Origin of the sequence: Vibrio sp. SNU_ST1, assembly GCF_030563405.1 — a bacterium.
GTDB lineage: Bacteria > Pseudomonadota > Gammaproteobacteria > Enterobacterales > Vibrionaceae > Vibrio.
The window spans coordinates 837,466-861,205 of record NZ_CP130748.1; the positions used below are offsets into that span (position 1 = coordinate 837,466).

The 23,740-nt window shown below is 44.3% G+C and carries 23 protein-coding genes; all 23 read left to right on the plus strand.

Annotation, left to right across the window (positions count from 1 at the left end):
* Positions 1–623 precede the first annotated feature (623 nt).
* Complete coding sequence (locus Q5H80_RS03800; RefSeq protein ID WP_012603433.1) at positions 624–1,802, plus strand: flagellin; 1,179 nt, start codon at positions 624–626, stop codon at positions 1,800–1,802.
* An 81-nt stretch (positions 1,803–1,883) separates the two neighbouring features.
* A complete protein-coding gene (gene flaG / locus Q5H80_RS03805) occupies positions 1,884–2,309 on the plus strand; it encodes a flagellar protein FlaG (RefSeq protein ID WP_304568871.1) in 426 nt (141 codons plus the stop codon).
* A 70-nt stretch (positions 2,310–2,379) separates the two neighbouring features.
* Positions 2,380–4,386, plus strand: a complete 2,007-nt coding sequence (gene fliD, locus Q5H80_RS03810; protein WP_369809713.1) for a flagellar filament capping protein FliD — start codon at positions 2,380–2,382, stop codon at positions 4,384–4,386.
* 3 nt (positions 4,387–4,389) lie between these two features.
* Positions 4,390–4,695 carry a flagellar protein FliT gene (locus Q5H80_RS03815; protein WP_304568873.1) on the plus strand — a complete coding sequence of 102 codons (306 nt, stop codon included), beginning with the start codon at positions 4,390–4,392 and terminating at the stop codon, positions 4,693–4,695.
* A 12-nt stretch (positions 4,696–4,707) separates the two neighbouring features.
* Complete coding sequence (fliS, locus tag Q5H80_RS03820) at positions 4,708–5,118, plus strand: flagellar export chaperone FliS (protein ID WP_009848558.1); 411 nt, start codon at positions 4,708–4,710, stop codon at positions 5,116–5,118.
* Between the two features lie 226 nt (positions 5,119–5,344).
* Positions 5,345–6,808: a sigma-54 dependent transcriptional regulator gene (locus Q5H80_RS03825; RefSeq protein WP_304568875.1), complete on the plus strand. Its 1,464-nt coding sequence runs from the start codon at positions 5,345–5,347 to the stop codon at positions 6,806–6,808.
* A gap of 198 nt (positions 6,809–7,006) precedes the next feature.
* Positions 7,007–8,047, plus strand: a complete 1,041-nt coding sequence (locus Q5H80_RS03830) for a PAS domain-containing sensor histidine kinase (RefSeq protein WP_009848556.1) — start codon at positions 7,007–7,009, stop codon at positions 8,045–8,047.
* Between the two features lie 33 nt (positions 8,048–8,080).
* Positions 8,081–9,490, plus strand: a complete 1,410-nt coding sequence (locus Q5H80_RS03835) for a sigma-54 dependent transcriptional regulator (RefSeq protein ID WP_304568876.1) — start codon at positions 8,081–8,083, stop codon at positions 9,488–9,490.
* A 132-nt stretch (positions 9,491–9,622) separates the two neighbouring features.
* Entirely contained in the window at positions 9,623–9,934 is a 312-nt protein-coding gene (fliE, locus tag Q5H80_RS03840; protein WP_304568878.1) for a flagellar hook-basal body complex protein FliE, read from the plus strand.
* Positions 9,935–9,949: 15 nt separating this feature from the next.
* Positions 9,950–11,692 carry a flagellar basal-body MS-ring/collar protein FliF gene (fliF, locus tag Q5H80_RS03845; RefSeq protein WP_304568880.1) on the plus strand — a complete coding sequence of 581 codons (1,743 nt, stop codon included), beginning with the start codon at positions 9,950–9,952 and terminating at the stop codon, positions 11,690–11,692.
* Positions 11,685–12,743 carry a flagellar motor switch protein FliG gene (gene fliG, locus Q5H80_RS03850; RefSeq protein WP_012603439.1) on the plus strand — a complete coding sequence of 353 codons (1,059 nt, stop codon included), beginning with the start codon at positions 11,685–11,687 and terminating at the stop codon, positions 12,741–12,743. Before fliF ends, fliG begins: the two co-directional genes overlap by 8 nt.
* A 126-nt stretch (positions 12,744–12,869) precedes the next feature.
* Complete coding sequence (gene fliH, locus Q5H80_RS03855; RefSeq protein WP_009848551.1) at positions 12,870–13,670, plus strand: flagellar assembly protein FliH; 801 nt, start codon at positions 12,870–12,872, stop codon at positions 13,668–13,670.
* Positions 13,670–14,989 carry a flagellar protein export ATPase FliI gene (fliI, locus tag Q5H80_RS03860; RefSeq protein WP_304568882.1) on the plus strand — a complete coding sequence of 440 codons (1,320 nt, stop codon included), beginning with the start codon at positions 13,670–13,672 and terminating at the stop codon, positions 14,987–14,989. The genes fliH and fliI overlap by 1 nt, the downstream gene beginning before the upstream one ends.
* Before the next feature lie 22 nt (positions 14,990–15,011).
* Positions 15,012–15,449, plus strand: coding sequence for a flagellar export protein FliJ (gene fliJ / locus Q5H80_RS03865; protein WP_009848549.1), 438 nt, complete (start codon positions 15,012–15,014; stop codon positions 15,447–15,449).
* A gap of 182 nt (positions 15,450–15,631) precedes the next feature.
* The gene (locus tag Q5H80_RS03870; RefSeq protein ID WP_304568884.1) at positions 15,632–17,749 is read left to right on the plus strand and encodes a flagellar hook-length control protein FliK; all 2,118 of its coding nucleotides are present in this window, start codon (positions 15,632–15,634) and stop codon (positions 17,747–17,749) included.
* A gap of 91 nt (positions 17,750–17,840) precedes the next feature.
* Entirely contained in the window at positions 17,841–18,329 is a 489-nt protein-coding gene (gene fliL / locus Q5H80_RS03875; protein ID WP_304568885.1) for a flagellar basal body-associated protein FliL, read from the plus strand.
* Between the two features lie 7 nt (positions 18,330–18,336).
* Positions 18,337–19,380: a flagellar motor switch protein FliM gene (fliM, locus tag Q5H80_RS03880; RefSeq protein WP_009848546.1), complete on the plus strand. Its 1,044-nt coding sequence runs from the start codon at positions 18,337–18,339 to the stop codon at positions 19,378–19,380.
* A gap of 29 nt (positions 19,381–19,409) precedes the next feature.
* The gene (gene fliN / locus Q5H80_RS03885; RefSeq protein ID WP_004739851.1) at positions 19,410–19,820 is read left to right on the plus strand and encodes a flagellar motor switch protein FliN; all 411 of its coding nucleotides are present in this window, start codon (positions 19,410–19,412) and stop codon (positions 19,818–19,820) included.
* A gap of 41 nt (positions 19,821–19,861) precedes the next feature.
* Complete coding sequence (gene fliO / locus Q5H80_RS03890; protein WP_304568902.1) at positions 19,862–20,302, plus strand: flagellar biosynthetic protein FliO; 441 nt, start codon at positions 19,862–19,864, stop codon at positions 20,300–20,302.
* Positions 20,289–21,218, plus strand: a complete 930-nt coding sequence (gene fliP / locus Q5H80_RS03895; protein ID WP_304568904.1) for a flagellar type III secretion system pore protein FliP — start codon at positions 20,289–20,291, stop codon at positions 21,216–21,218. Before fliO ends, fliP begins: the two co-directional genes overlap by 14 nt.
* Before the next feature lie 11 nt (positions 21,219–21,229).
* A complete protein-coding gene (gene fliQ, locus Q5H80_RS03900) occupies positions 21,230–21,499 on the plus strand; it encodes a flagellar biosynthesis protein FliQ (protein ID WP_009848543.1) in 270 nt (89 codons plus the stop codon).
* Between the two features lie 6 nt (positions 21,500–21,505).
* A complete protein-coding gene (fliR, locus tag Q5H80_RS03905) occupies positions 21,506–22,288 on the plus strand; it encodes a flagellar biosynthetic protein FliR (protein WP_009848542.1) in 783 nt (260 codons plus the stop codon).
* Positions 22,289–22,297: 9 nt separating this feature from the next.
* The gene (flhB, locus tag Q5H80_RS03910) at positions 22,298–23,428 is read left to right on the plus strand and encodes a flagellar biosynthesis protein FlhB (RefSeq protein WP_304568906.1); all 1,131 of its coding nucleotides are present in this window, start codon (positions 22,298–22,300) and stop codon (positions 23,426–23,428) included.
* Positions 23,429–23,740: the final 312 nt, after the last annotated feature.

Consider the following 23,740-nt stretch of genomic DNA (forward strand, 5'->3'; position numbering starts at 1 on the left):
AATTTTCGAGAGTAGGGGGAAAGCCAAAGCGAGATTCCCAATCACGTTCGTTCCTCATTGTAGGGCATGACCGAGTCGGGAAATGATAATTTCATCGCTGATCGCTTATTGTAGCGAAGTAGCCTTTCGTCATTCCAGAACCGAGTAAAGCGAGGTATCAGGAATCTTTTCTTATATCAATGTTCTGATGGATATTGATACACATAGTGTTAATACCAATCGTAGTAAATAACTTATCACCCTAGCTTGCTAAAAACTCGATAACGACGTTAGAATTTTTGATTGTAGAATAACGACTTATCGAAAAAACCCTACCTTTTTATCAGCATTTTTCCTGCGCTATTTCTACTCACTTACTTACTGTGATTGGTATAAATCCGGCTTTAAAAGATGTCGTGAGATTAATTGATCTACTTCACGTTTTTTTTAACATTGAAAATAATACGAAAAAAAATGCATTTTTTATTAAAGCTTCTAGTTAAGGGGCCGTTAAAGGGATTGAGAGAAATGATATGTACCAATGTAAGGTGAGAGAGACACTGGTATATAAAACAAAATAACATGTGTTTTTGTGAGGTGAGAGTCACATAAGTGCATGAAAAAATGCCTAAAGGAGATCAACTATGGCGATTAATGTAAGCACAAATGTGTCTGCAATGACGGCTCAGCGCTACCTAAATAGTGCGGCTGAAGGTACTCAAAAATCAATGGAGCGTTTGTCTTCTGGCTATAAAATCAATAGCGCAAAAGATGATGCTGCAGGCCTACAAATCTCTAACCGCTTAACGTCGCAAAGTCGTGGCCTAGATATGGCTGTAAAAAACGCGAACGATGGTATCTCTATTGCACAGACAGCTGAAGGTGCAATGAATGAGTCAACCAATATCCTGCAACGAATGCGTGACCTTTCCCTTCAATCTTCAAATGGTTCAAACACGAAATCTGAACGTGTTGCAATTCAAGAAGAAGTCTCAGCTCTAAACACTGAGCTTAACCGTATCGCTGAAACGACCTCTTTTGGTGGTAACAAGCTTTTGAACGGAACTTTCGGTAGTCAATCTTTCCAAATTGGTGCAGATTCTGGTGAAGCAGTAATGCTGACAATGAATAATATGCGTACCGATACTGAAGCAATGGGCGGTAAGAGCTATAGCGTTGCTGAGGGGAAAGATACGTCTTGGCGCGTAGGTGAAGATTCTGTTCTAACGATGAAGTACCAAGATCAGTTTGGTGACGTTCAAGATCTGTCGATTACTGCGAAAAAGGGTAATGACATGGAAGAACTTGCCACTTACCTAAACGGTCAAAGCCCAGACATTCAAGCTTCGGTAGGTGAAGGCGGTAAATTGCAACTCTTCGCTTCAAGCCAAAAAGTTGATGGTAATGTAGAGTTTGGCGGCTCTCTTGCTGAAGAGTTAGGTCTTGGATCTGGTAAAGATGCAGAAGGTAAAGAGATTCCTGGCAGCAGCAAGGCTATTGTAACGGATGTTACTGTTAACGACATTGATGTAACTTCTGTTGCAGGTTCAAACAACGCTGTATCTATTATTGACGGTGCTTTAAAGGCAGTAGATAGTAATCGTGCTTCTCTTGGTGCATTCCAAAACCGTTTTGACCACGCAATCAGCAACTTAGAAAATATTAACGAAAACGTTAATGCGTCTAAGAGTCGAATCAAAGATACTGATTACGCAAAAGAAACAACGGCAATGACGAAGTCTCAAATCTTACAACAAGCGAGTACTTCTATTTTAGCTCAAGCAAAACAATCACCATCAGCAGCTCTAAGCTTATTGGGCTAAACTTACTTCAGTAAGTAACGGTAAACTCTACTGTGGGTAGAGTTTTACTGTTAGGCTCATAAAGGTGGGAGGGAGAGTGTTATGGAAATATTATCTAACGCATCGAACATCCAGCCTTATGGCTCACCTAATGGCATTAAATTTGCAAGCGATAAAGGTAGTAGTGCGTCGAGTACTTTACATCCGAAAGAAACAACGTCTTATGACAAGGTAGAAAAATCGAAAGAGATGGCTACCGAAGCGGCGATTCAATTAGCTCAACATAGACAAGAGTTAAATGATGCGGAGCGAGTCAAAATGGTGGAGAAGGTAAATGAATTTATATCTTCTCTCAACAAGGGTGTTGCTTTTAAGGTTGATGAAGAGACTGGGAGAGATGTGGTTACCATTTATGAGACCACAACAGGCGATATTATTCGCCAAATTCCCGATGAAGAAATGCTCGAAATTCTAAGGCGCCTAGCAGCCCAAACCTCGAATAGTGGAATATTGGAGGCTAAGGTTTAAGTCGTATTATTGAGGTGGTTTAATGAGTTTTGGCCCAATGGGGATTTCGTCTGGCATGGATATCAATTCCATGGTCAGCAAAATTGTTGATTCGGAGCGTGTGCCTAAACAGCAACAGATCAACAATGAACGAACGCGAATCGACACCAGCATTAGTGCCTATGGAAGACTCAGAGAGTCCCTTGATTCGATGAAAAATCTGATGACAAGCTTTCGCCAGGACAAAGCTTTCGCTGTGCGAACAGTAGAAAGCTCTGATGAAGGTCTTGTCTCTGCAACCGCGACTACCGAAGCGATCGCTGGCAAATATGCTATCGATGTGTTGCAGCTTGCCCAGAGCCATAAAGTGGCTTCTGATGTACTATCAGAGGACATGAAATTTGGCCCAGGTAAGCTGCAGGTTTCGCTTGGTAAAGAGAGCTTCGAGACACAAGTTAGTGCTAACTCAAAACTGCGTGATGTTGTTAGAGCAATTAACAGTGCCGGGGATAATCCGGGGGTTCGAGCTTCTATTATTAACGATAAAGAAGGACCACGGTTAGTCCTCGCTTCAAATATGTCTGGTGAAGACAATCAAATAAAACTCCACGTTGACTCTGAAGATAACAACCCTCTAAAAAAATTAGAATATAAAACCCTATCGGAAAGACTGAAAGCTTTAGAAGATGCTCGCTCAGTAGCGCAAGGCGTCTTGGCTGATGCTCCTCCCAAATTGGATGCCGACGGTAACCCTATTCCAGACGGCTTCGCTGTTCCTCTGCGAGACGCTAACGGAAACACTATATTCGATGTAAACGGTAATCCTATTTATGAAAGAAAATCGGAACCCGTCGTTGAACCCGAAGATCCTTTCGCTGAATTTGACCGTGACAATTTAACTTATGGTCAAGCTGCGGCAATGGCTGGTCAGAAGGCGCTAGATGCGGCAGCTTTAGCGGCTTCAGGGATGCCAGAAGATACAATCCCTGGGTGGAACAATACCGCTTCAGGTACATTACTCGATTCTTTTTTTAGACCAGAACTTGAGCTTGACGAAAAAGCCATAGAGAAAGCAGCTGATATTCCAGGGTGGTCAAATACTGCCGCTGGTACGTTGACGGATTCTTATGTTACTCCCAAAGAGGCACAGCAGAAACTCGATGCCGAGAAAGCCAGAATAGAAAGTAAATTGGTTGATGAACGTTCTGAGTTAGCGAAGAGAGTTGAAAGAGGTGAACTAACCCCTCTGCAGGCTCAGCAATTAGAGAGAGCTAAATTATCTCCAGCAGAACGAGCGCACTTAGAGAAGGTTGATAAAGCTCAAGCTGACCTTGCGTTAGCTCAACAGTCTTTTGACCAATACAGCGGTATGACTGAAGTGCAAGCCGGACAAAATTCTATGGTTGTTCTAGACGGCATTGCTCAGCTCTCTAGCAATAACAATGTGATTGAAGATGCTGTTGAAGGTATTGATATTACGGTTAAAGGTAAAACCCCTAAAGATAAGCCGCCAGCAGAGATAGGTGTTGAGTACGACCGTAATCGTGTTCGTGAAGATATTGAAGCTTTTGTTAACTCTTATAATCAGTTTTACCAAGTATCTAAAGATTTAGCGGGTGTCGATCCACTGACTGGTCAAAAAGGCCCTCTCTCTGGCGACAGTACAGTACGCAGTGCAGATTCACGATTGAAAGGTGTGTTCTCATCAAGTATTGAAGACGCGCCAGACAATCTAAAGTCTTTGACTGAATTTGGCATCACCACCACAAGACAAGGCTCGTTAGAAATCAATTACGATATGCTTGACCGTCAACTCAACAATCACTTTGATAAGTTGGGTGAGTTCTTTGGTGGTAACAATGGCTTCGCTAAAAAAGTCGAAGATGCGATTCAAGGGATCACTGGTGTTACCGGTTCTATCCGTACGAGAGAGAAGAGCTTGGTCGAACAAAACTATCGGTTGGTTGATGACCAAGTCGCACTCGATCGCCGTATGGATAGCCTGCAGAATCGCACGCACTCCAAGTTCACTGCTATGCAGGATGCGACCAGCAAGATGCAATCTCAGTTAGGCAGCATGATGAGTGCAATGGGCTAATAGATGAGCAAACTGCTTCAAGAGCTTTGTGAGCTCGATCAATTAATTATGTCTAAGCTCGAATTTAGTGAAATTAATGCTGAAGAAATTGTGCATCTTGTCGATAACAGAGAACAGTTATTGCAAAACGTGCTTCAATTAATCGATTCATATCCCGACGTTAAGCAAAGCTCCGAGTGGTTTGAAGCCATTTCGAGAACAAGACAATTGGTCGAACTGATGCAGTCTGAGACTGGTCTAGTAGGTAAAAACTTACATAAATACCGACATGGTGCCAAATCAGTTCAACAATACAAAAAGTTTTTATAGAAGAGGTTTACTATGCGCGGTTCTTTACAGGCATATAAAAAGGTATCAGTGGATAGCCAGCTTACAGCTGCCTCACCGCATAAAATTGTTCAGATGCTAATGGCTGGTGCTATCGAGCGCTTGATTCAAGGTAAAGCGGCAATGCAAGCGGGCAACATCCCGGTGAAAGGTGAGCGACTGAGTAAGGCTCTAGATATCATTATTAGCCTGCGTAGTTGCCTATCGATGTCCGATGGTGGCGACATTGCGAAAAATCTAGATCAACTTTATGAGTTTATGATCACGCAAATTTCTGCTGCAAATCACAAAAATGATCCCCAGCCAATTGATGATGTTATCGATATTATCCGCGAAATTAAGAGCGCTTGGGACCAAATTCCGAATGAATATCACAATTTAACGTCTGCGGACGTAGGTATTTAAAGAAACATCCCAGTTTAAACCAATCGCATATCTCTGAATTGCTTGGTTGCCTTATTTTTATAATCAAATAAAATAGAAGCCATTAGATAGCCTAATGGCTTTTTTCGTTGCTGGTTTCCTAGATTTGTCCACGTAGATCATAATCATTGATATTTTCTCTGTTTTGTCTCTTACGTCGCTTACCAATTTCCGCATCGCACCAAAATAAAGGCAATAATTCCTACTTATGCAAGGTTTGGCAAAACTGCTTGTCGTCGATGATAACGCTCAAAATCGTCACAATTTAAGCACAATATTAGAGTTTGTAGGAGAGAGCTGCGAAGTAATCAGCTCTGAACAAGCACACAAAGTTGACTGGTCCCTACAGTGGGCCGGTTGCATCATTGGTTCAATTAAAGCCAAAGGCTTCGCATTACTGAATGAAAAGCTTGTTCATGTTAATCACATCCCTTTACTGGTGATTGGCAAAAACGATTACCCGGTTGACGAACTTACTAACTTTGTTGGTGAACTTGAACTTCCTCTTAACTATCCGCAATTAAGTGATGCACTGAGACACTGTAAAGATTTCTTGGGCCGTAAAGGCGTTCAAATTTTACCTTCAGCGCGTAAGAACACGCTTTTTCGTAGTCTAGTTGGGCAGAGTGTTGGTATCCAAGAAGTTCGTCACTTGATTGAACAAGTCTCTTCTACTGAGGCAAACGTATTGATTCTTGGTGAGTCAGGTACAGGCAAAGAGGTTGTAGCACGCAATATTCACTATCATTCTAAACGTCGTTCAGGACCTTTCGTTCCCGTAAACTGTGGCGCTATACCGCCAGACTTGCTCGAAAGTGAACTGTTTGGTCATGAGAAGGGCGCGTTTACTGGTGCAATTACCGCACGTAAAGGCCGTTTTGAGTTGGCTGAAGGTGGTACACTGTTTCTTGATGAAATTGGTGATATGCCAATGGCGATGCAAGTTAAGTTGCTTCGTGTTTTACAAGAACGCAGTTTTGAACGTGTAGGTGGCAATAGTACCATTCAAGCTGATGTTCGAGTGATTGCGGCAACACACCGCAATCTTGAAAACATGATCGAAGATGATTTGTTCCGTGAAGATCTTTACTATCGCTTAAACGTTTTCCCAATTGAAATGCCATCGCTTCAGGAGCGAAAAGAAGATGTTCCCCTATTGCTTCAGGAGTTGATGACCAGAATGGAAGCTGAAGGTGGCATGCCAATCTGTTTTACTCCTCGTGCAATCAACTCTTTGATGGAGCATTGCTGGCCGGGCAACGTACGTGAGTTAGCTAATTTAGTTGAGCGAATGGTTATTTTATATCCAAATAGCTTGGTTGATGTGAATCATCTACCAACTAAATATAGATACAGTGATATCCCAGAGTTTCAGCCAGAGTTTAATAATTTTGCATCAGAGGAAGAGCAAGAGCGAGATGCTCTTTCTGACTTGTTCTCGGAAGACTTCAGTTTTGAGCAGCACGATGAGCTTGCTGACAATGCGAACGCACCTCAAGATTTGCCCGCTGAAGGGGTTAATTTGAAAGAACTACTTGCTGACATGGAAGTGAATATGATCAATCAAGCGTTGGAGGCTCAGGGCGGTATTGTTGCTCGTGCTGCTGACATGCTTGGAATGCGCAGAACCACTCTGGTCGAAAAAATGCGTAAATATAACTTGCAGCGTTAGTGCCTATTTTTGATGGGAACGAAAACTAGCACACACACTTTAGCATTTTAGCATTTTAGCATTTTAGCAACTTTAGCTAAACGAACAGATAAACCATAGTCGAGTTGTTGCTTGCTTAACTATGTGATAAATATAGCAAATAGCCTGACTTGTGTTGTACATGTCAGGCTGTTTTAGTATTTGAGGCAAATTTTTGACATGCATCTATCTAACGAACCAGAAAATCAATCACATCTAGATTCTGTTGAGCAACAGGTTGAGCGCTATAAGCAAGTGCTCGATGTTATGCCTGCGGGGGTCATCTTGTTAGATACGCATGGTGAAGTGAGAGAAGCGAATCCTGAAGCGCACCGTATTCTCGGGGTTGAGTTGGTTGGCGAGAAATGGTTTTCGGTAATACAAAATGCCTTTGAACCAAGGGACGATGATGGGCATGAGATCTCATTGAAGAATGGGCGAAAAGTGCGCTTGGCGATTTCAGCTTCGACTACAGGTCAGCTTATTTTGATTACAGACCTGACAGAAACTCGCCTGCTGCAGTCTCGTGTGAGCGATCTTCAGCGCTTATCTTCACTTGGTAGAATGGTCGCTTCGCTTGCCCATCAGGTTCGCACGCCGCTTTCTAGTGCGATGCTGTATGCATCAAACCTTGCCGCGCCAAATTTGCCGCCGGCAACAAAAACGCGTTTTCAATCTAAGCTGATGGATAGGTTGCATGATTTAGAGAAACAAGTGAATGACATGCTATTGTTTGCCAAAGGTGGCGACAACAAGGTGGTTAAGCCATTCACCATCGCAGAACTCATCATTGAGTTTCATCCTATGGTGGAGGCTGCGTTAAAAAGCAACCAGATTGATTATTGTCAGGAAGTTGAAGATGAAAAGACTCAAATGTTTGGCAACGCCAATGCTATCGCTTCTGCTTTAAGTAACCTAGTTTTGAACGCAGTTCAAATTGCGGGTAAGAAATCGCAGATTGATGTGTTTTTTAGACCCGTAAACGGTGAACTTAAGATATCAGTACAAGACAGTGGCCCCGGTGTGCCTAAAGAACTTCAAGGTAAAATTATGGAACCTTTCTTTACCACTCGTTCTCAAGGCACAGGTCTAGGTTTAGCTGTTGTACAAATGGTATGCCGAGCACATGAAGGTCGACTGGAATTGATATCAGAAGAGGGTGACGGCGCATGCTTTACCATGTGTCTACCGTTGGAAAGAAGCTCTTCTTCTGAAGACTAATAAGTTTTAACTGAATTTACACTGGAGAATCCTATGGCTCAAAGCAAAGTGTTAATCGTCGAAGATGATGAAGGTCTACGCGAGGCCCTTGTCGATACACTCGCGCTTGCTGGTTACGAGTGGCTGGAAGCGGATTGTGCGGAAGATGCTCTGGTAAAATTGAAATCAAACTCTGTTGATATCGTTGTCTCTGATGTACAGATGGCAGGTATGGGCGGTTTAGCATTGCTAAGAAACATCAAGCAGCACTGGCCAAATCTTCCGGTTCTATTGATGACGGCCTATGCCAACATTGAAGATGCGGTCGCGGCAATGAAAGAAGGCGCTATCGATTACATGGCAAAGCCATTTGCACCAGAAGTGCTGTTAAACATGGTAAGCCGTTACGCTCCCGTAAAGTCGGATGACAATGGCGATGCTATCGTTGCCGATGAGAAAAGTATCAAACTAATGATGCTGGCTGACAAAGTGGCTAAAACCGATGCCAATGTGATGGTGCTAGGGCCAAGTGGTTCAGGTAAAGAGGTCATGTCTCGCTATATTCATAACGCTTCGAGCCGTAAAAACGGTCCGTTTGTTGCGATTAACTGTGCCGCGATTCCAGATAACATGTTGGAAGCGACACTGTTTGGCTACGATAAAGGTGCGTTCACTGGTGCGATTCAAGCTTGTCCGGGAAAATTTGAGCAAGCTCAAGGCGGTACTATTTTGTTGGATGAGATCAGCGAAATGGATCTCAGCCTACAAGCGAAATTGCTGCGAGTGTTGCAAGAGCGCGAAGTTGAACGTCTTGGTAGCCGTAAGAGCATCAAATTGGATGTCCGTGTTCTAGCAACCAGTAACCGCGACCTAAAGCAGTATGTTTCTGAAGGGAATTTCCGTGAAGATTTATACTACCGACTGAATGTATTTCCAATTACTTGGCCAGCGCTGTGTGAACGTAAAGGCGATATTGAGCCGCTTGCGAAGCATTTGGTTGAACGTCATTGCACCAAACTAGGAATGCCTGTTCCTGTTCTGTCTGAGCAAGCCATTAGTAAACTCGTCAATTATCCGTGGCCGGGAAATGTACGTGAACTGGATAATGTCGTGCAGCGCGCTCTAATTTTGAGTGAGCAAGAAAATATTTCAGGCGAACATATTTTACTTGAAGGTGTTGATTGGCAAGACGCAACTGGGTTACAACAGATCGTTGAAGGGAACAGTGTTTCAGCGCCAGAAATTAAGCCTATTGCTGAAGCGAATCCTATCAGTAAAGTTGTAGCAAGTAGTGAGGGGCTTGGAAATGAGCTTAGAGATCAAGAGTATGCGATCATTCTCGAAACATTGATTGCTTGTCATGGTCGACGTAAAGATATGGCTGAAAAGCTAGGTATTAGCCCTCGTACATTGCGTTATAAATTAGCGAAAATGCGTGATGCTGGAATAGACATTCCAAACTGAACATAAATTAGTAGTGTCAGCTTTCTGACTAGTGTATTACGATAGCTAGTCAAATTGATGCATGGCACGTTAATTGCTCTGTCAATAATAAAGCTAAATAGATAGTCATAATTTTGACTCCTGAGGTAGTAAATGAGAATAGATGGTTTACAAGGCGAAATGCAGGCAATGATGATTGAAGCTGCCAGCGCGCGTCCTGCTGCAACGGGCCAAGCGGTTGGTGCAGATTTTGGCAACATGCTGACTAATGCCATTAATAATGTGAACTCATTACAAAAGACCTCTGGTAATCTTCAAACTCGTTTTGACAGTGGCGATCAAAGCGTGTCTTTATCTGACGTGATGATTGCTCGTAATAAATCTAGTGTGGCTTTTGAAGCGACGATCCAAATTAGAAATAAATTGGTCGAATCGTACAAAGAGCTGATGAACATGCCGGTATAAGTTGGGTAGTAAATAGTGGCAGATAACAGTCAAACAACAGATTTAACCGTAAGCGATAGCAACGACCACGCACTTATTGCAAGTTCTGATCTAGATGGAGAAGGGCAAAATACCGATTTAGGTGAGCGCAGTTCATCTAAGTTCGATATGGCCGTCGGTGATCTCGATTTGCTTCGTCAAGTCGTCTTAGTTCTTTCTATCTCGATCTGTGTAGCGCTTATTGTAATGCTGTTTTTCTGGGTGAAAGAGCCAGAAATGCGTCCATTAGGGGCTTACGAAACAGAAGAGTTGATCCCGGTTCTTGATTATTTGGATACGCAGAAGATTGAGTACTCTCTTGAAGGGAATACCATCTCGGTACCAGCGAGTGAATATAACTCATTAAAGCTAAATATGGTTCGAGCGGGATTGAACCAAGAGCGAAACACCGGTGATGATATCCTCATGCAAGACATGGGCTTTGGTGTATCACAACGTTTAGAGAAAGAGCGTCTTAAACTAAGTCGTGAAAGACAGCTTGCTAAAGCTATTGAACAGATGAAGCAGGTACGTAAAGCTCAAGTTTTACTTGCCTTACCTAAGCAAAGTGTCTTTGTTCGTCACAATCAAGAAGCCTCAGCCTCAGTATTCCTGACACTTAAAACGGGGACGAACCTCAAGCAGCAAGAAGTTGATTCTGTTGTGGACATGGTGGCCAGTGCGGTTCCGGGGATGAAAACTTCGCGAATTACGGTGACCGATCAGCATGGTCGACTTTTGAGCTCTGGCTCTCAGGATCCGATGTCAGCGGCTCGTCGAAAAGAGCACGAGTTAGAGCGTAATCAAGAGCAAGCGCTACGAGAAAAAATTGACTCTATTTTGATTCCGATTCTTGGGTTTGGTAACTACACGGCTCAGGTTGATATTCAACTCGACTTTAGTGCTGTGGAACAAACAAGAAAGCGTTTTGATCCGAATACTCCAGCAACCCGAAGTGAATACACATTAGAAGACTATAATAACGGCAACGTTGTGGCTGGTATTCCAGGGGCTTTGAGTAACCAGCCTCCCGCTGATGCTTCGATTCCTCAGGATGTGGCTCAGATGAAAGATGGTACGATGATGGGGCAAGGTTCGGTTCACAAAGAAGCGACCCGCAACTTTGAGCTGGATACTACCATTAGTCATGAGCGAAAACAGAGCGGAACGGTTAATCGTCAGACCGTATCTGTTGCAATCAAAGATCGCCAATCATTGAATCCTGATACGGGAGAAGTGGTTCACACCCCAATTCCAGCAAGCGAAATTAACGCGATACGTCAGGTATTGATTGGAACTGTGGGTTTTGATGAAAACCGCGGTGATTTACTCAATGTGTTAAGCATGCAATTTGCACCTCAAGTAACGGATATTGTTGCTGATGTACCAATTTGGGAGCATGAGAACTTTAATGATTGGGTTCGTTGGTTTGCGAGTGCGTTGGTTATTATTGTTGTCGTATTGGTGCTGGTTCGCCCTGCAATGAAAAAACTGCTTAACCCAGCAGCAGACGATGACGATCAAATGTACGGACCCGACGGCATGCCAATTGGTGCTGACGGCGAAACCAGTTTAATTGGTGGTGATATTGAAGGTGGTGAGTTATTTGAATTTGGTTCAAGTATCGACCTACCTAACCTTCACAAAGATGAGGACGTACTGAAAGCAGTACGTGCACTTGTAGCGAATGAACCAGAGCTAGCAGCTCAAGTAGTTAAGAATTGGGTGGCAGATGGCTAACGAAATTGTTCCACAACAAGCAGAAGGTGGTGAGCTTGATGTCGCAAGTGTCGATATCGAGTCTATCTCAGGCGAAGAGCGCGCTGCGATCTTGTTGCTAAGTTTAAGTGAAGAAGATGCTGCGGGTATCATTCGCCATCTAGAACCTAAACAGGTTCAGCGTGTTGGTAGTGCAATGGCACGTTCAACGGATTGGTCTCAAGAAAAAGTAGGTGCTGTGCACCGCGCTTTCTTAGATGATATTCAGAAGTACACCAACATCGGTATGGGCAGTGAAGACTTCATGCGTAATGCGTTGGTGGCTGCTCTAGGTGAAGATAAGGCGAATAACCTTGTTGATCAGATCCTTTTAGGTACTGGTTCTAAAGGTTTGGATTCTCTTAAGTGGATGGACCCTCGTCAGGTGGCAAGCATCATCATTAACGAGCACCCACAGATTCAAACGATCGTATTATCTTATCTGGAATCGGATCAGTCTGCGGAGATCTTATCTCAATTCCCTGAGCGTGTTCGCCTTGATTTGATGATGCGTATTGCTAACCTTGAAGAAGTTCAACCTTCAGCTCTCGCTGAGTTGAATGAAATCATGGAGAAACAGTTTGCGGGTCAAGCGGGTGCTCAAGCTGCCAAAATTGGTGGCCTGAAAGCCGCTGCTGAGATCATGAACTACATGGACAATAATGTAGAAGGCATCTTGATGGGGCAAATTCGAGATCAAGACGAAGACATGGCAACACAGATCCAAGATCTTATGTTTGTCTTTGAAAACCTTATTGAAGTTGATGACCAAGGTGTTCAGCGATTGCTGCGTGATGTTCCACAAGACGTCCTACAGAAAGCGCTTAAAGGTGCTGATGAAAGCCTACGTGAGAAGATCTTCAAGAACATGTCTACGCGTGCTGCTGATATGATGAGAGACGATATTGAGGCGATGCCGCCAGTTAAAGTCTCTGATGTAGAAGCTGCTCAGAAAGAGATCTTGGGTATTGCGAGGAAGATGGCAGACAGTGGCGAGATTATGCTGTCTGGTGGCGCCGACGAGTTCCTTTAATACAGAAACCTCAAGAGCCCCACATTGTTGGGGCTTTTCTTTATCCAACCTCAAACCACAGATTAACTACCGTGTAATTGCTTGAATCTACAACGCAGTTGGACGAACTCATAGATAGGTACTGATATGTCAGGTGATAGAAAACGCGGCTTCCTTCGCCCTGAAGAAGATAATACGGTTGCCCAACCTCAGAAATGGGGGCTGCCTGACTATACCTCTGATGTGAACAAACAAGCCAAAGAAACGGCTTTTAACTACGATCCTGGTTGGATGCCAACGGTTGAAGAAGCCATTGAAGACGAAGAGCTGGTTCTAACTGAAGACCAAATCGAACTGATCAAGCAAGGTGCTTATCAGGAAGGGCTTCATCAAGGACAAGAGGCTGGCTTTAAACAGGGCTACGAAAAAGGCAAAGAAGAAGGGTTTGCCGCAGGTCACGAAGAGGGCAACGAAGCCGGAAAACTTGAAGGCGTTACTGCTGGTCAAGAGTACATTCAGCAGCAAGTCGCCATCTTTATGGGGCTAGCCAACCAGTTCGCTCAGCCATTAGAGCTGATGAATGCTCAGGTAGAGAAGCAACTGGTGGACATGGTACTGACCATGGTCAAAGAAGTGGTTCATGTTGAAGTACAAACCAACCCACAAATCATACTAGATACAGTGAAAGAATCGGTAGAGTCACTGCCAATCTCAGGTCACGCGATCACATTGAAGCTAAACCCTGAAGACGTTGCAATAATACGCTCAGCGTATGGCGAAACGGAATTGGACTCTCGTAATTGGACGTTGGTATCAGAGCCTGCACTCAATCGCGGCGACGTACAAATTGAAGCGGGTGAATCGAGTGTTAACTACCGCATGGAAGAGCGCGTGAAGAACGTCATTCAAAGCTTCTGTGGTGTAAACCGTCATCAAGGTCATGAGTAATGCTTGAATTAGCGAACCGTCTTAGCCAATACAAAGTCGAGGGGCTAAAGTCGCGACCAATTGCATCAGGAAAACTAGTTCGTGTTGTTGGTCTAACGCTTGAAGCGACCGGCTGCAAAGCGCCAATTGGCAGCTTATGCTTAGTAGAGACCATGTCTGGTCAGATGGAAGCCGAAGTGGTTGGCTTTTCTGGCGATAACCTGTTTTTGATGCCCAGTGAACAAATTACTGGGATCTTACCAGGTGCTCGCGTGACACCGATAACATCAGAAAGCGGTATCCCTGTTGGAATGGAGTTGCTTGGTCGTGTTATCGATGGTGTAGGTAATCCGCTCGACGGTTTAGGTCCAATCTATACCGAGCAACGCGCTTCCTTTAATGCTGAGCCAATCAACCCTTTAGCTCGTAAACCTATCTCTGAGCCACTTGATGTTGGCTTAAAAGCGATTAATGGCTTACTAACTGTGGGCAAAGGGCAGCGTATCGGCCTGTTTGCGGGGTCCGGTGTGGGTAAGTCGGTCACGCTTGGGATGATGACTCGTGGTACAACCGCGCAAGTGGTTGTAGTGGGGTTGATTGGTGAGCGTGGACGAGAAGTAAAAGAATTTATTGAAGAAATTCTTGGCGAAGATGGTCGTAAGCGTTCTGTTGTGGTCGCCGCTCCTGCGGATTCGTCTCCATTGATGCGTTTAAAAGGCTGTCAAACCGCACTGGCTGTAGCCGAGTATTTCCGAGACCAAGGTCTAGATGTTCTACTACTGATGGACTCATTGACTCGTTTCGCTCAGGCGCAGCGTGAAATCGCTCTGTCTGTGGGTGAGCCGCCAGCAACCAAAGGCTATCCGCCGTCTGTGTTTGCCAAGCTTCCTGCGCTGGTGGAGCGAGCAGGTAATGGTAACGATGAACAAGGTTCTATCACTGCTTTCTTTACCGTGTTAACAGAAGGTGATGATTTACAAGACCCTATTGCCGATGCATCGCGAGCGATTCTTGATGGTCACATTGTTTTATCTCGTGAGATGGCTGATGCTGGCCACTATCCCGCGATTGATGTTGAGAAATCCGTCAGTCGAGTTATGCCTCAAATCACCACCGAAGAACATGTCTTGATGTCGAAAGCTGTTAGACAAGTGCTGTCTATCTGCCGGAAAAATCAAGATTTAGTTTCGATTGGTGCTTACAAGCCGGGAACAGACCCTGCAATCGACAGTGCTTTCACCTTGAAACCGAGATTGGACGAGTACTTACAACAGAAAATGAAAGAAACGGTTCCCTATGACATGTGCGTCAACATGTTAAAGCATGTGTTAGGCGGTTAGGTCGTGTTGAATAAGGTCAATCATGGATAACGCGTTAGAATTTCTTCTCGATCAAGCGAAAGACCAAGAGAACCAAGCTGTATTGGCGCTGAATCAAGCGAATGTCGAGCTGCAGGGTTACTACGAACAGGTCGAACAGATTGAAAAATATCGACTTGATTACTGCCAGCAACTTGTTGACCGAGGTAAGGCCGGATTAACGGCTAGCCAATATGGTCACTTAAACCGTTTTTTAACGCAATTAGATGAAACGCTCTCTAAGCAGAGAGAAGCGGAACATCACTTTAAAAATCAGGTCGATAACTGCCAAAACTATTGGATGGAGTTACGAAAAAAGCGTAAATCCTACGAGTGGTTGATGGAGAAAAAGCAGAAAGAAAAAGCAAAGCTGCAAGATCAAAGAGAGCAAAAGCAAATGGATGAGTTCTCGACTCTATTATATAGCCGAAAGAAGATTTGAACCTGATTCACGAATGACGCAAGTGTTGCTCTGCAGATTGCAGACTTAAAACTTATAGGCATGTTTCTTGCTCTGTTTTATATAAAATTGCGAGTTATGCTCACCAAAGGCATAAAAAGCATCCGACTTTCTTTTTGTTGTCCGATTCATGGCAGCAAAGCTAGTAGATAGAGCTTGTATATATGAATGTTAGTCTTTCCTCAAATTCAGCGACCAACAAAACGTCATCGTTGTTGGAGTCCGGTTCTGCCTCTTCAAAGGTAGAAGAAACTGGAGACTCTAAAGGTTTCTTTGAGTCTTTCAAAGAAGCACTAGGCTTTGAAGAAAGTGACAGTAAAGTCGCAGCAAAAGACACAGAAAGTACCGCGAAACCTGATGCTAAACAGGCCTCTACCGAAGGTGAAGCGTCAGCCGAAGCGAACAAAGGTGATTCAGCTGAATCAAAGGCTGCTGACGAAGTAAGCGAAGCGCAAAGCAAGCTAGTAGCTTCAGAAGTAGAAGGCGAGAAAGCTGCTGAGGAAACATCTGCAGAGGCTGCGTCTGGATCTGAGGTTAAGCTCAAAGCCAATTCGGGTACTGATAGCACTATCGCTGATAAAACTGTCGCAGATAAGGCGGCAGGTAAAGATGCGCAGGTTACGACTAACGATTCTAAGGAACAGGTTGCTCAATCCCAAACTCAGGGTTCATCAGCTGTGGATGGCTCTACGCAGGCATCGCAAGCTAATGCTGCGATGAGTGAAGGTAATAAATTGCTTGGTCAATTGGATGAGGCAAACAAAACTCTAAATCAAGCGCCAAACGGCAAAGGCTTGCCTCAGCAAGGTCAGGTAGATAAAGCCCAAGGTAATATCCCCGGTGTCTCAGTTGCAGTAGCTTCCGTTACGGATAAGGCAACACTGCAAACGAATGCAGCAACCCAAGAGAATAGTCTTGAGGTGGATTCTGAAATCGCTGTTCTTACCGGAGGTAAGGGGGTGTCTCAGCTGACTGATGATGAAATCCGACAGTTGATGGATAAAGGCGTCACTCCAGAACAAATTGAAGCTAGTATGAACCGAGAGCTGAGTCAAAAGAATGCGGCTAGCGCTGCGGTGGCCGAACAGAGCCAAGCAATCTCAGCTGCGGATATTGAACTAGCCAAGCAGGTTGATGCCCATACCAAAGCACTAAAACAATTGAATGGACAAATCGAATCAGAACAGTCTGTTGTCGATAGCTTGCTTAAGAAGCAACAAAGTGGTGCTAAGTTGACGGTTGATGAGCAAGCCGCTTTGGCTAAAGCGACCTCTAACTTAGACCTGTTGAATCAACAGCTCACTAACGTTCAACAACAAGCAACGGCTTTGCTAAATCAAGCTCCGGTTGTGACCAGCGCGTCTGGTGAACCCGCTGCTATTGATTGGGATAATACGGATTCAAGCGAAACTAAAGCTTTAGCTGCGGCAGCATCAACAGCAGCTGTAGCGACGGCTGCACAACAAGTGTCAGCGCAGGCCGCTTCTCAATCAACAAACAATGCTCTTACGGATAAGGCAGCAATGCTGCACGCTAACAATGCACATGCAGCCGCTCAACAAGCTAATGTTGCTTCACCTCAGCAGCAAGCAACGTTGGATCCAGCTTTAACCGCGCAAGGGATCGCGATGAATACAGCGCCAGTCACTACAAAAGCAGGCTCTACTGATGCGCTTCTTAAAGCGGGCGCAGGTGCCGCGGCATTGTCTGGTTTGGGCAAAGCCGGTGCTAAAGAAGATTCTAAAGATTCGACCTTTGCTCAGCAGATAGCCTCGGCGTCTGGCGCACAAGGTACAGCTACGGTGGGTTCAGCACCTACGCGAGCTGAAATTCAAGCGGCTCAACAGGCACCTTTGCAACTCACTAAAGAGTTAGCGAACGAGCAGGTGGCGGAAAAAGTCCAAATGATGATGTCTAAGAATCTCAAGAACTTGGATATCCGTCTTGACCCACCAGAGTTGGGGCAGATGAAAATTCGTATGACCATGAATAATGATGTGGCGAACGTGCACTTTACTGTCGGTAGCCAACAAGCGAGAGAAGTTATTGAACAAACCTTACCTCGTTTGAGGGAGATGCTCGCTCAGCAAGGGATGCAGCTTGCTGAGTCTTCAGTTCAGCAACAGAATACTGGTCAGGGGCAAGACAGGTACAATAATGGCGAGCAACAATCAGGCTCTAACCGTATAAATGATGGTCAAGGTGATGAAAACCTTGATAGCAACAGCAATCTTGAATTGAATGTCACGTCAAAGCGTGATGGAATTAGTTATTATGCCTAGTATCAGGCTAAAACTCTTAGCTAATAGAAAGAATACTTAGCTAATAGAAAGAACCGTTAGTTAATAGAAGAACAGGAAGTTAGAGCTGAATATGGCAGAAGAACAAGAAACACCGAAAGGAAAGAGTAAGCTCCTCATTATCGCTATCGCGGTTGTTGTGCTGTTACTTGGAGGTGGTGGTGCCGCATTTTTCTTAATGGGTTCCGATGATAAGGTTGAGGGTGCTGGGTCGTCAGCTGAGGTTCAACTCATGGGTGCAGATCCAGTGGTCTATGTTAATGTGCCTCAAGCTTTCTTATTTAACGTTACGGGCGATAAGAAAGATCGTTTAGTTCAGATAAAAGTACAGCTGATGGTACGTGGTATGAAGAATGAAGTTCTCGCTCGATACCACTCTCCACTTGTTGAAAGCGCACTACTTGCCACATTTGCTTCGGCGACGGTCGATCAATTACGATCTCCTGCCGGGAGAGTTGAACTGCGGAACAAGGCGACTGAAGATATTAAAGCAAGCTTGACTCAAGCTGTTGGCCAACCGGTAATTGAAAAAGTGTTATTCACTGACTTTGTAATTCAATAGGTAATATGTGACCGATTTATTAAGCCAAGACGAAATTGATGCGCTATTACATGGCGTTGATGATGTTGAAGATGTTGAAGATGTCTTAGAAACCGAAAGTGACAATACGGTCAATTTTGATTTCTCATCACAAGATCGAATCGTTCGTGGTCGAATGCCGACCCTTGAACTTATTAACGAGCGTTTCGCACGTCATATGCGTATTAGCTTGTTTAATATGTTGCGTAAAACGGCTGAAGTGTCGATTAACGGCGTACAGATGATGAAATTTGGTGAGTACCAGAACACACTTTATGTACCCACAAGTTTAAACATGGTTCGCTTCCGCCCGTTAAAAGGTACTGCGCTAATCACGATGGAAGCACGGCTTGTTTTTATTCTCGTAGAGAACTTTTTTGGTGGTGATGGCCGTTTTCACGCCAAGATTGAAGGTCGTGAATTTACGCCAACGGAAAGACGAATTATTCAGTTACTACTGAAAATTGTTTTTGAAGATTACAAAGAAGCTTGGTCTCCAGTAATGGGCGTTGAGTTTGAATACTTGGACTCTGAAGTAAACCCAAGTATGGCTAACATTGTGAGCCCAACCGAAGTGATTGTTGTGAGTTCATTTCACATTGAAGTCGATGGCGGCGGTGGTGATTTCCATGTGGTTATGCCTTACTCAATGGTTGAGCCGATTCGTGAACTGCTGGATGCTGGTGTCCAATCAGATAAAATGGAAACCGACGTTCGTTGGAGCTCTGCATTGCGTGATGAAATCATGGATGTACCGGTTAACTTTCGCGTGAACTTGCTAGAGCAAGATATTTCCCTGAGAGACCTGATGGAACTGCGTCCTGGTGACGTGATTCCAATGAATATGCCTGAGCATGCAACCATGTTTGTTGAAGAACTGCCGACCTATCGTGTGAAAATGGGCCGTTCTGGTGAGAAGCTCGCGGTACAGATTTCTGAAAAAATTGAAAGACCTCATGTGGTCAAAACCGATCTCGCCTTTCTTGGCAAAGACTTAATGTCTGAGTTGGAAAATAGCGAAGATGAAGAATAGCAAAGTAGATAAAAGTATAGGAATTGGTAATGGAACCTAGTGAAGATCAAAAGCTAGCAGACGAATGGGCTGCAGCACTTGGTGAAGACCCTTCAGCACCGTCAATCGATGTTGATGATGTTCTCGCGGCACCACTTGATGAGTTAACCGACTCATCGTCTCCAATTTCAGAAGATGAGCGTCGTAAGCTGGATACCATTATGGATATCCCCGTGACTATCTCAATGGAAGTCGGCCGCTCTCAAATCAGTATCCGTAACTTACTTCAATTGAACCAAGGTTCGGTTGTTGAGCTAGATAGAATTGCTGGTGAGTCACTTGACGTGATGGTTAACGGCACTCTGATTGCTCATGGAGAAGTGGTTGTGGTGAATGACAAATTTGGTATTCGTTTGACAGACGTGATTAGTCAAACAGAACGTATTAAGAAGCTGCGTTAATGAGCTTTTCGCCTCTAAGATTAGTAGGATGGTTTTGTGGAATGACAAATTTTTCTCGTGGAATGAAAAGTTTATTTCGCGGTATGACAGGTTTGTCTCGCAGAGTATTGGGGGTAGGGCTACTTGCTACTCCTTCTATTGCCTTTGCGGCAACGCCTCCTTCTCTCGATTTAGCGACCACCTTTGGGTCGCTAATTTTCGTTATAGCCTTCATTTTATTTATTGCTTGGCTACTGAAGCGAATGCAAGTGCCAGCGATGTCGAATCAACAAGGTTTGGCGATTATTAGGCAAATTCCGGTAGGCACAAAAGAACGTATCGCTATTGTACAAGCGGGTGATGAACAGTTCTTGGTAGGCATTACCACACAATCGATTCAGCTGATCTCTAAGCTCGATAAACCTCTTACTCAGGAGATGCTGGAAAAAAGTACATTTTCAAGTCAGCTTTCCCAGCTAATAAAAAAAGATGCAAACAAGTAACGGATTTTTGAATCCATTTTACTTTTGCCGTGCCGGATTTTTCCGTACGGTGAAAGTGTGGTTGGTTCTGCTCATTATATTCAGCTCTCTCGTATTCAGCGTGTCAGTATTGGCACAGGTTGAAGATGGCACTGTCATTCCTGCGAATACGGCTGGATCTGAGTCGGTCACTATCAGTACGATGCAGCAAGACCAAGCCAAATCGAAGACTATGACCACAGGTAGCTTAACCGGTAATGGTGGCGGTATACCTGCCTTTACCATGACCACCAATGCCAATGGCGGTGAAGACTACTCGATTAACCTGCAAATTCTTGCGTTAATGACCATGCTTGGCTTCTTGCCGGCGATGGTGATTTTGATGACGTCGTTCACCCGTATTGTTGTTGTGATGTCGATTTTGCGTCAGGCAATGGGTCTCCAACAAACACCTTCAAACCAAGTGATTATTGGCATTGCGATATTTCTGACCTTCTTCATCATGTCGCCAGTAATCAGTCAGGTAAATGAACAAGCTGTTCAGCCTTATTTGAATGAACAGATATCAGCGCGACAGGCGTTTGATGTTGCCCAAGGGCCGATTAAGTCTTTTATGCTTAAACAGACTCGAATCAAAGATCTTGAAACTTTTGTTGAGATATCCGGTGCGCAAGTAACCAACCCAGAAGATGTTTCAATGGCGGTTCTGATTCCTGCGTTTATCACGTCTGAATTGAAAACAGCTTTCCAGATAGGCTTTATGTTGTTCTTGCCGTTCCTAATTATCGACTTGGTGGTGGCATCAGTTTTGATGGCCATGGGTATGATGATGTTGTCACCAATGATTGTATCGCTGCCGTTTAAGTTGATGTTGTTCGTCCTTGTTGATGGTTGGAATTTGATACTCTCCACACTCGCCGGCAGTTTTGCCTTGTAGCTGGGGGAAGCATGAATCCTGAAATATTCGTAGATTTGTTCCAAGATGCCCTTTGGATGGTACTAATTATGGTTTGCGCCATAATTATTCCTAGCCTGCTGATTGGTTTGGTTGTGGCTGTTTTCCAAGCGGCTACTTCGATCAATGAACAAACTTTAAGTTTCCTACCACGTTTGATCGTGACGTTATTAGCGTTGATGATGTTTGCACATTGGATGACCCAAATGATGATGGAGTTCTTTTTCGAACTCATCGAACGCTTGCCACAAGTTCTTTACTAAACCGATATGGAATACCCAACGAGCCTTGTACTAGAGTGGTTAGCCAATTATTTTTGGCCCTATACTCGCATCTCAGCCATGCTGATGGTGATGACAGTAACCGGTGCGCGCTTTGTGTCGCCACGTATTCGTCTGTATTTAGGTTTAGCGATCACCTTCGCGGTGATGCCAGCGATTCCCGCTGTTCCTAAAGAGATTGAGCTGCTCTCTTTCCAAGGGTTCTTGACTGTATTTGAACAAATCGTGATTGGCGTTGCCATGGGGTTTGTCACCCAATTCATGATTCAAACTTTCGTAATGCTCGGCCAGATCTTGGGTATGCAATCAAGCTTGGGTTTCGCCTCTATGGTGGATCCGGCTAACGGGCAAAACACGCCAGTACTGGGCCAGTTGTTTATGTTGCTAGCGACCATGTTTTTTTTGGAGACAGACGGTCACTTGAAAATGCTGCAGCTGGTGGTGTTCAGCTTTAAGACTTTACCTATTGGCAGTGGAAGTTTGACCTCTGTTGATTATAGAGAGCTTGCTCTGTGGTTGGGTATCATGTTCAAAACAGCATTAGCAATGTCATTGTCTGGTATTATTGCGCTGCTGACGATTAACCTTTCGTTTGGTGTAATGACGCGTGCGGCGCCTCAACTAAATATCTTTTCTTTGGGTTTCTCATTTGCGCTACTCGTGGGCCTATTGCTTTGTTGGTATATCCTTGGCGGCTTGTTTAGTCACTATGAGTTATTCTGGATACAAACCGAACAACAGATATGTCGTCTAATCAGGTTAGAGTGCTAGGAGACTAAAATGGCAGAGTCAGACGGTCAAGAACGCACGGAAGACGCCACGCCCAAACGCTTGCAACAGGCCAAAGATAAAGGGCAGGTTGCAAGGTCAAAAGAGTTAGCGTCGGCGTCGGTACTTATTGTTGGTGCGATTGCTTTAATGTGGTTTGGTGAATCGATGGCGAAAGCTTTGTTCGAAACAATGCAACGTCTGTTTTCTCTGAGTCGGGAAGAAGTTTTTGATGCTACAAAACTCCTCGAAATTGCGGGTGGCGCATTAGTGAACCTGTTGTTCCCGCTGTTCTTAATCCTGATAACCTTATTTGTTGCAGCCGTCATTGGTGCGGCGGGTGTCGGGGGGATTAATTTCTCTATGCAGGCGGCGATGCCTAAGGCGTCTAAGCTAAACCCACTCAGTGGTATTAAGCGTATGTTTGGCCTGCAGAGTTGGGTTGAACTGTTGAAATCTATCTTGAAAGTGGCACTTGTTTCGGGAATGGCCATCTATCTTATTCAAGCTTCTCAACACGATTTAATGCAACTGAGCATGGAGGTATACCCACAGAATATCTTCCACGCTTTAGATATCTTGCTTAATTTTATTCTGCTGATCAGCTGCTCTTTACTTATCGTGGTGGCGATTGATATCCCGTTCCAGATTTGGCAACACGCCGATCAGCTGAAGATGACCAAACAAGAAATTAAAGATGAACACAAAGATACAGAAGGTAAGCCTGAAGTTAAGGGGCGCATTCGTATGTTGCAAAGAGAAGCCGCTCAGCGCCGTATGATGGCTGACGTACCTCAAGCGGATGTGATTGTGACCAACCCGGAGCATTTCTCGGTGGCTCTACGCTATAAGCAGAATCAAGACAAAGCACCTGTTGTAGTTGCTAAAGGTGTTGATCATATGGCAATGAAGATCCGTGAAATTGCCCGTGAAAATGACATCTATATTGTTCCTGCGCCACCATTGGCTAGGGCGCTTTATCACACTACCGAGTTAGAACAACAAATTCCTGACGGTCTGTTTACGGCGGTTGCTCAAGTGCTTGCATATGTGTTTCAACTGAAACAGTACCGAAAACGAGGCGGAGAGAGGCCAAAACTCCAAGATTCTAATATGCCGATCCCACCTGATTTACGACATTAGATCAATTGCTTGAGCTCTGCTTGATGAACCCTGATAATAGCGGGCTAGCTAATCCTCTTTTTAAAGAGGCGATGGCAATAATTTGACGAAAAGTGTTGGTACAGTGTTTGCTATATCAACCCAGAATATTATAAGCCGATCATTGATAACCTTAGCATTGTAAATCTGAGCATTATAAATGCTCGTGTTATAAACCCGAGCAGTATAAATCTTAGTATTATAAACCTGTGCATTTGAATCTATGCACTATAAATCATAGCAACATAGCTTAGACCTGAGCCTCAAATAGCTTAGTGAGATGGCTACAACATA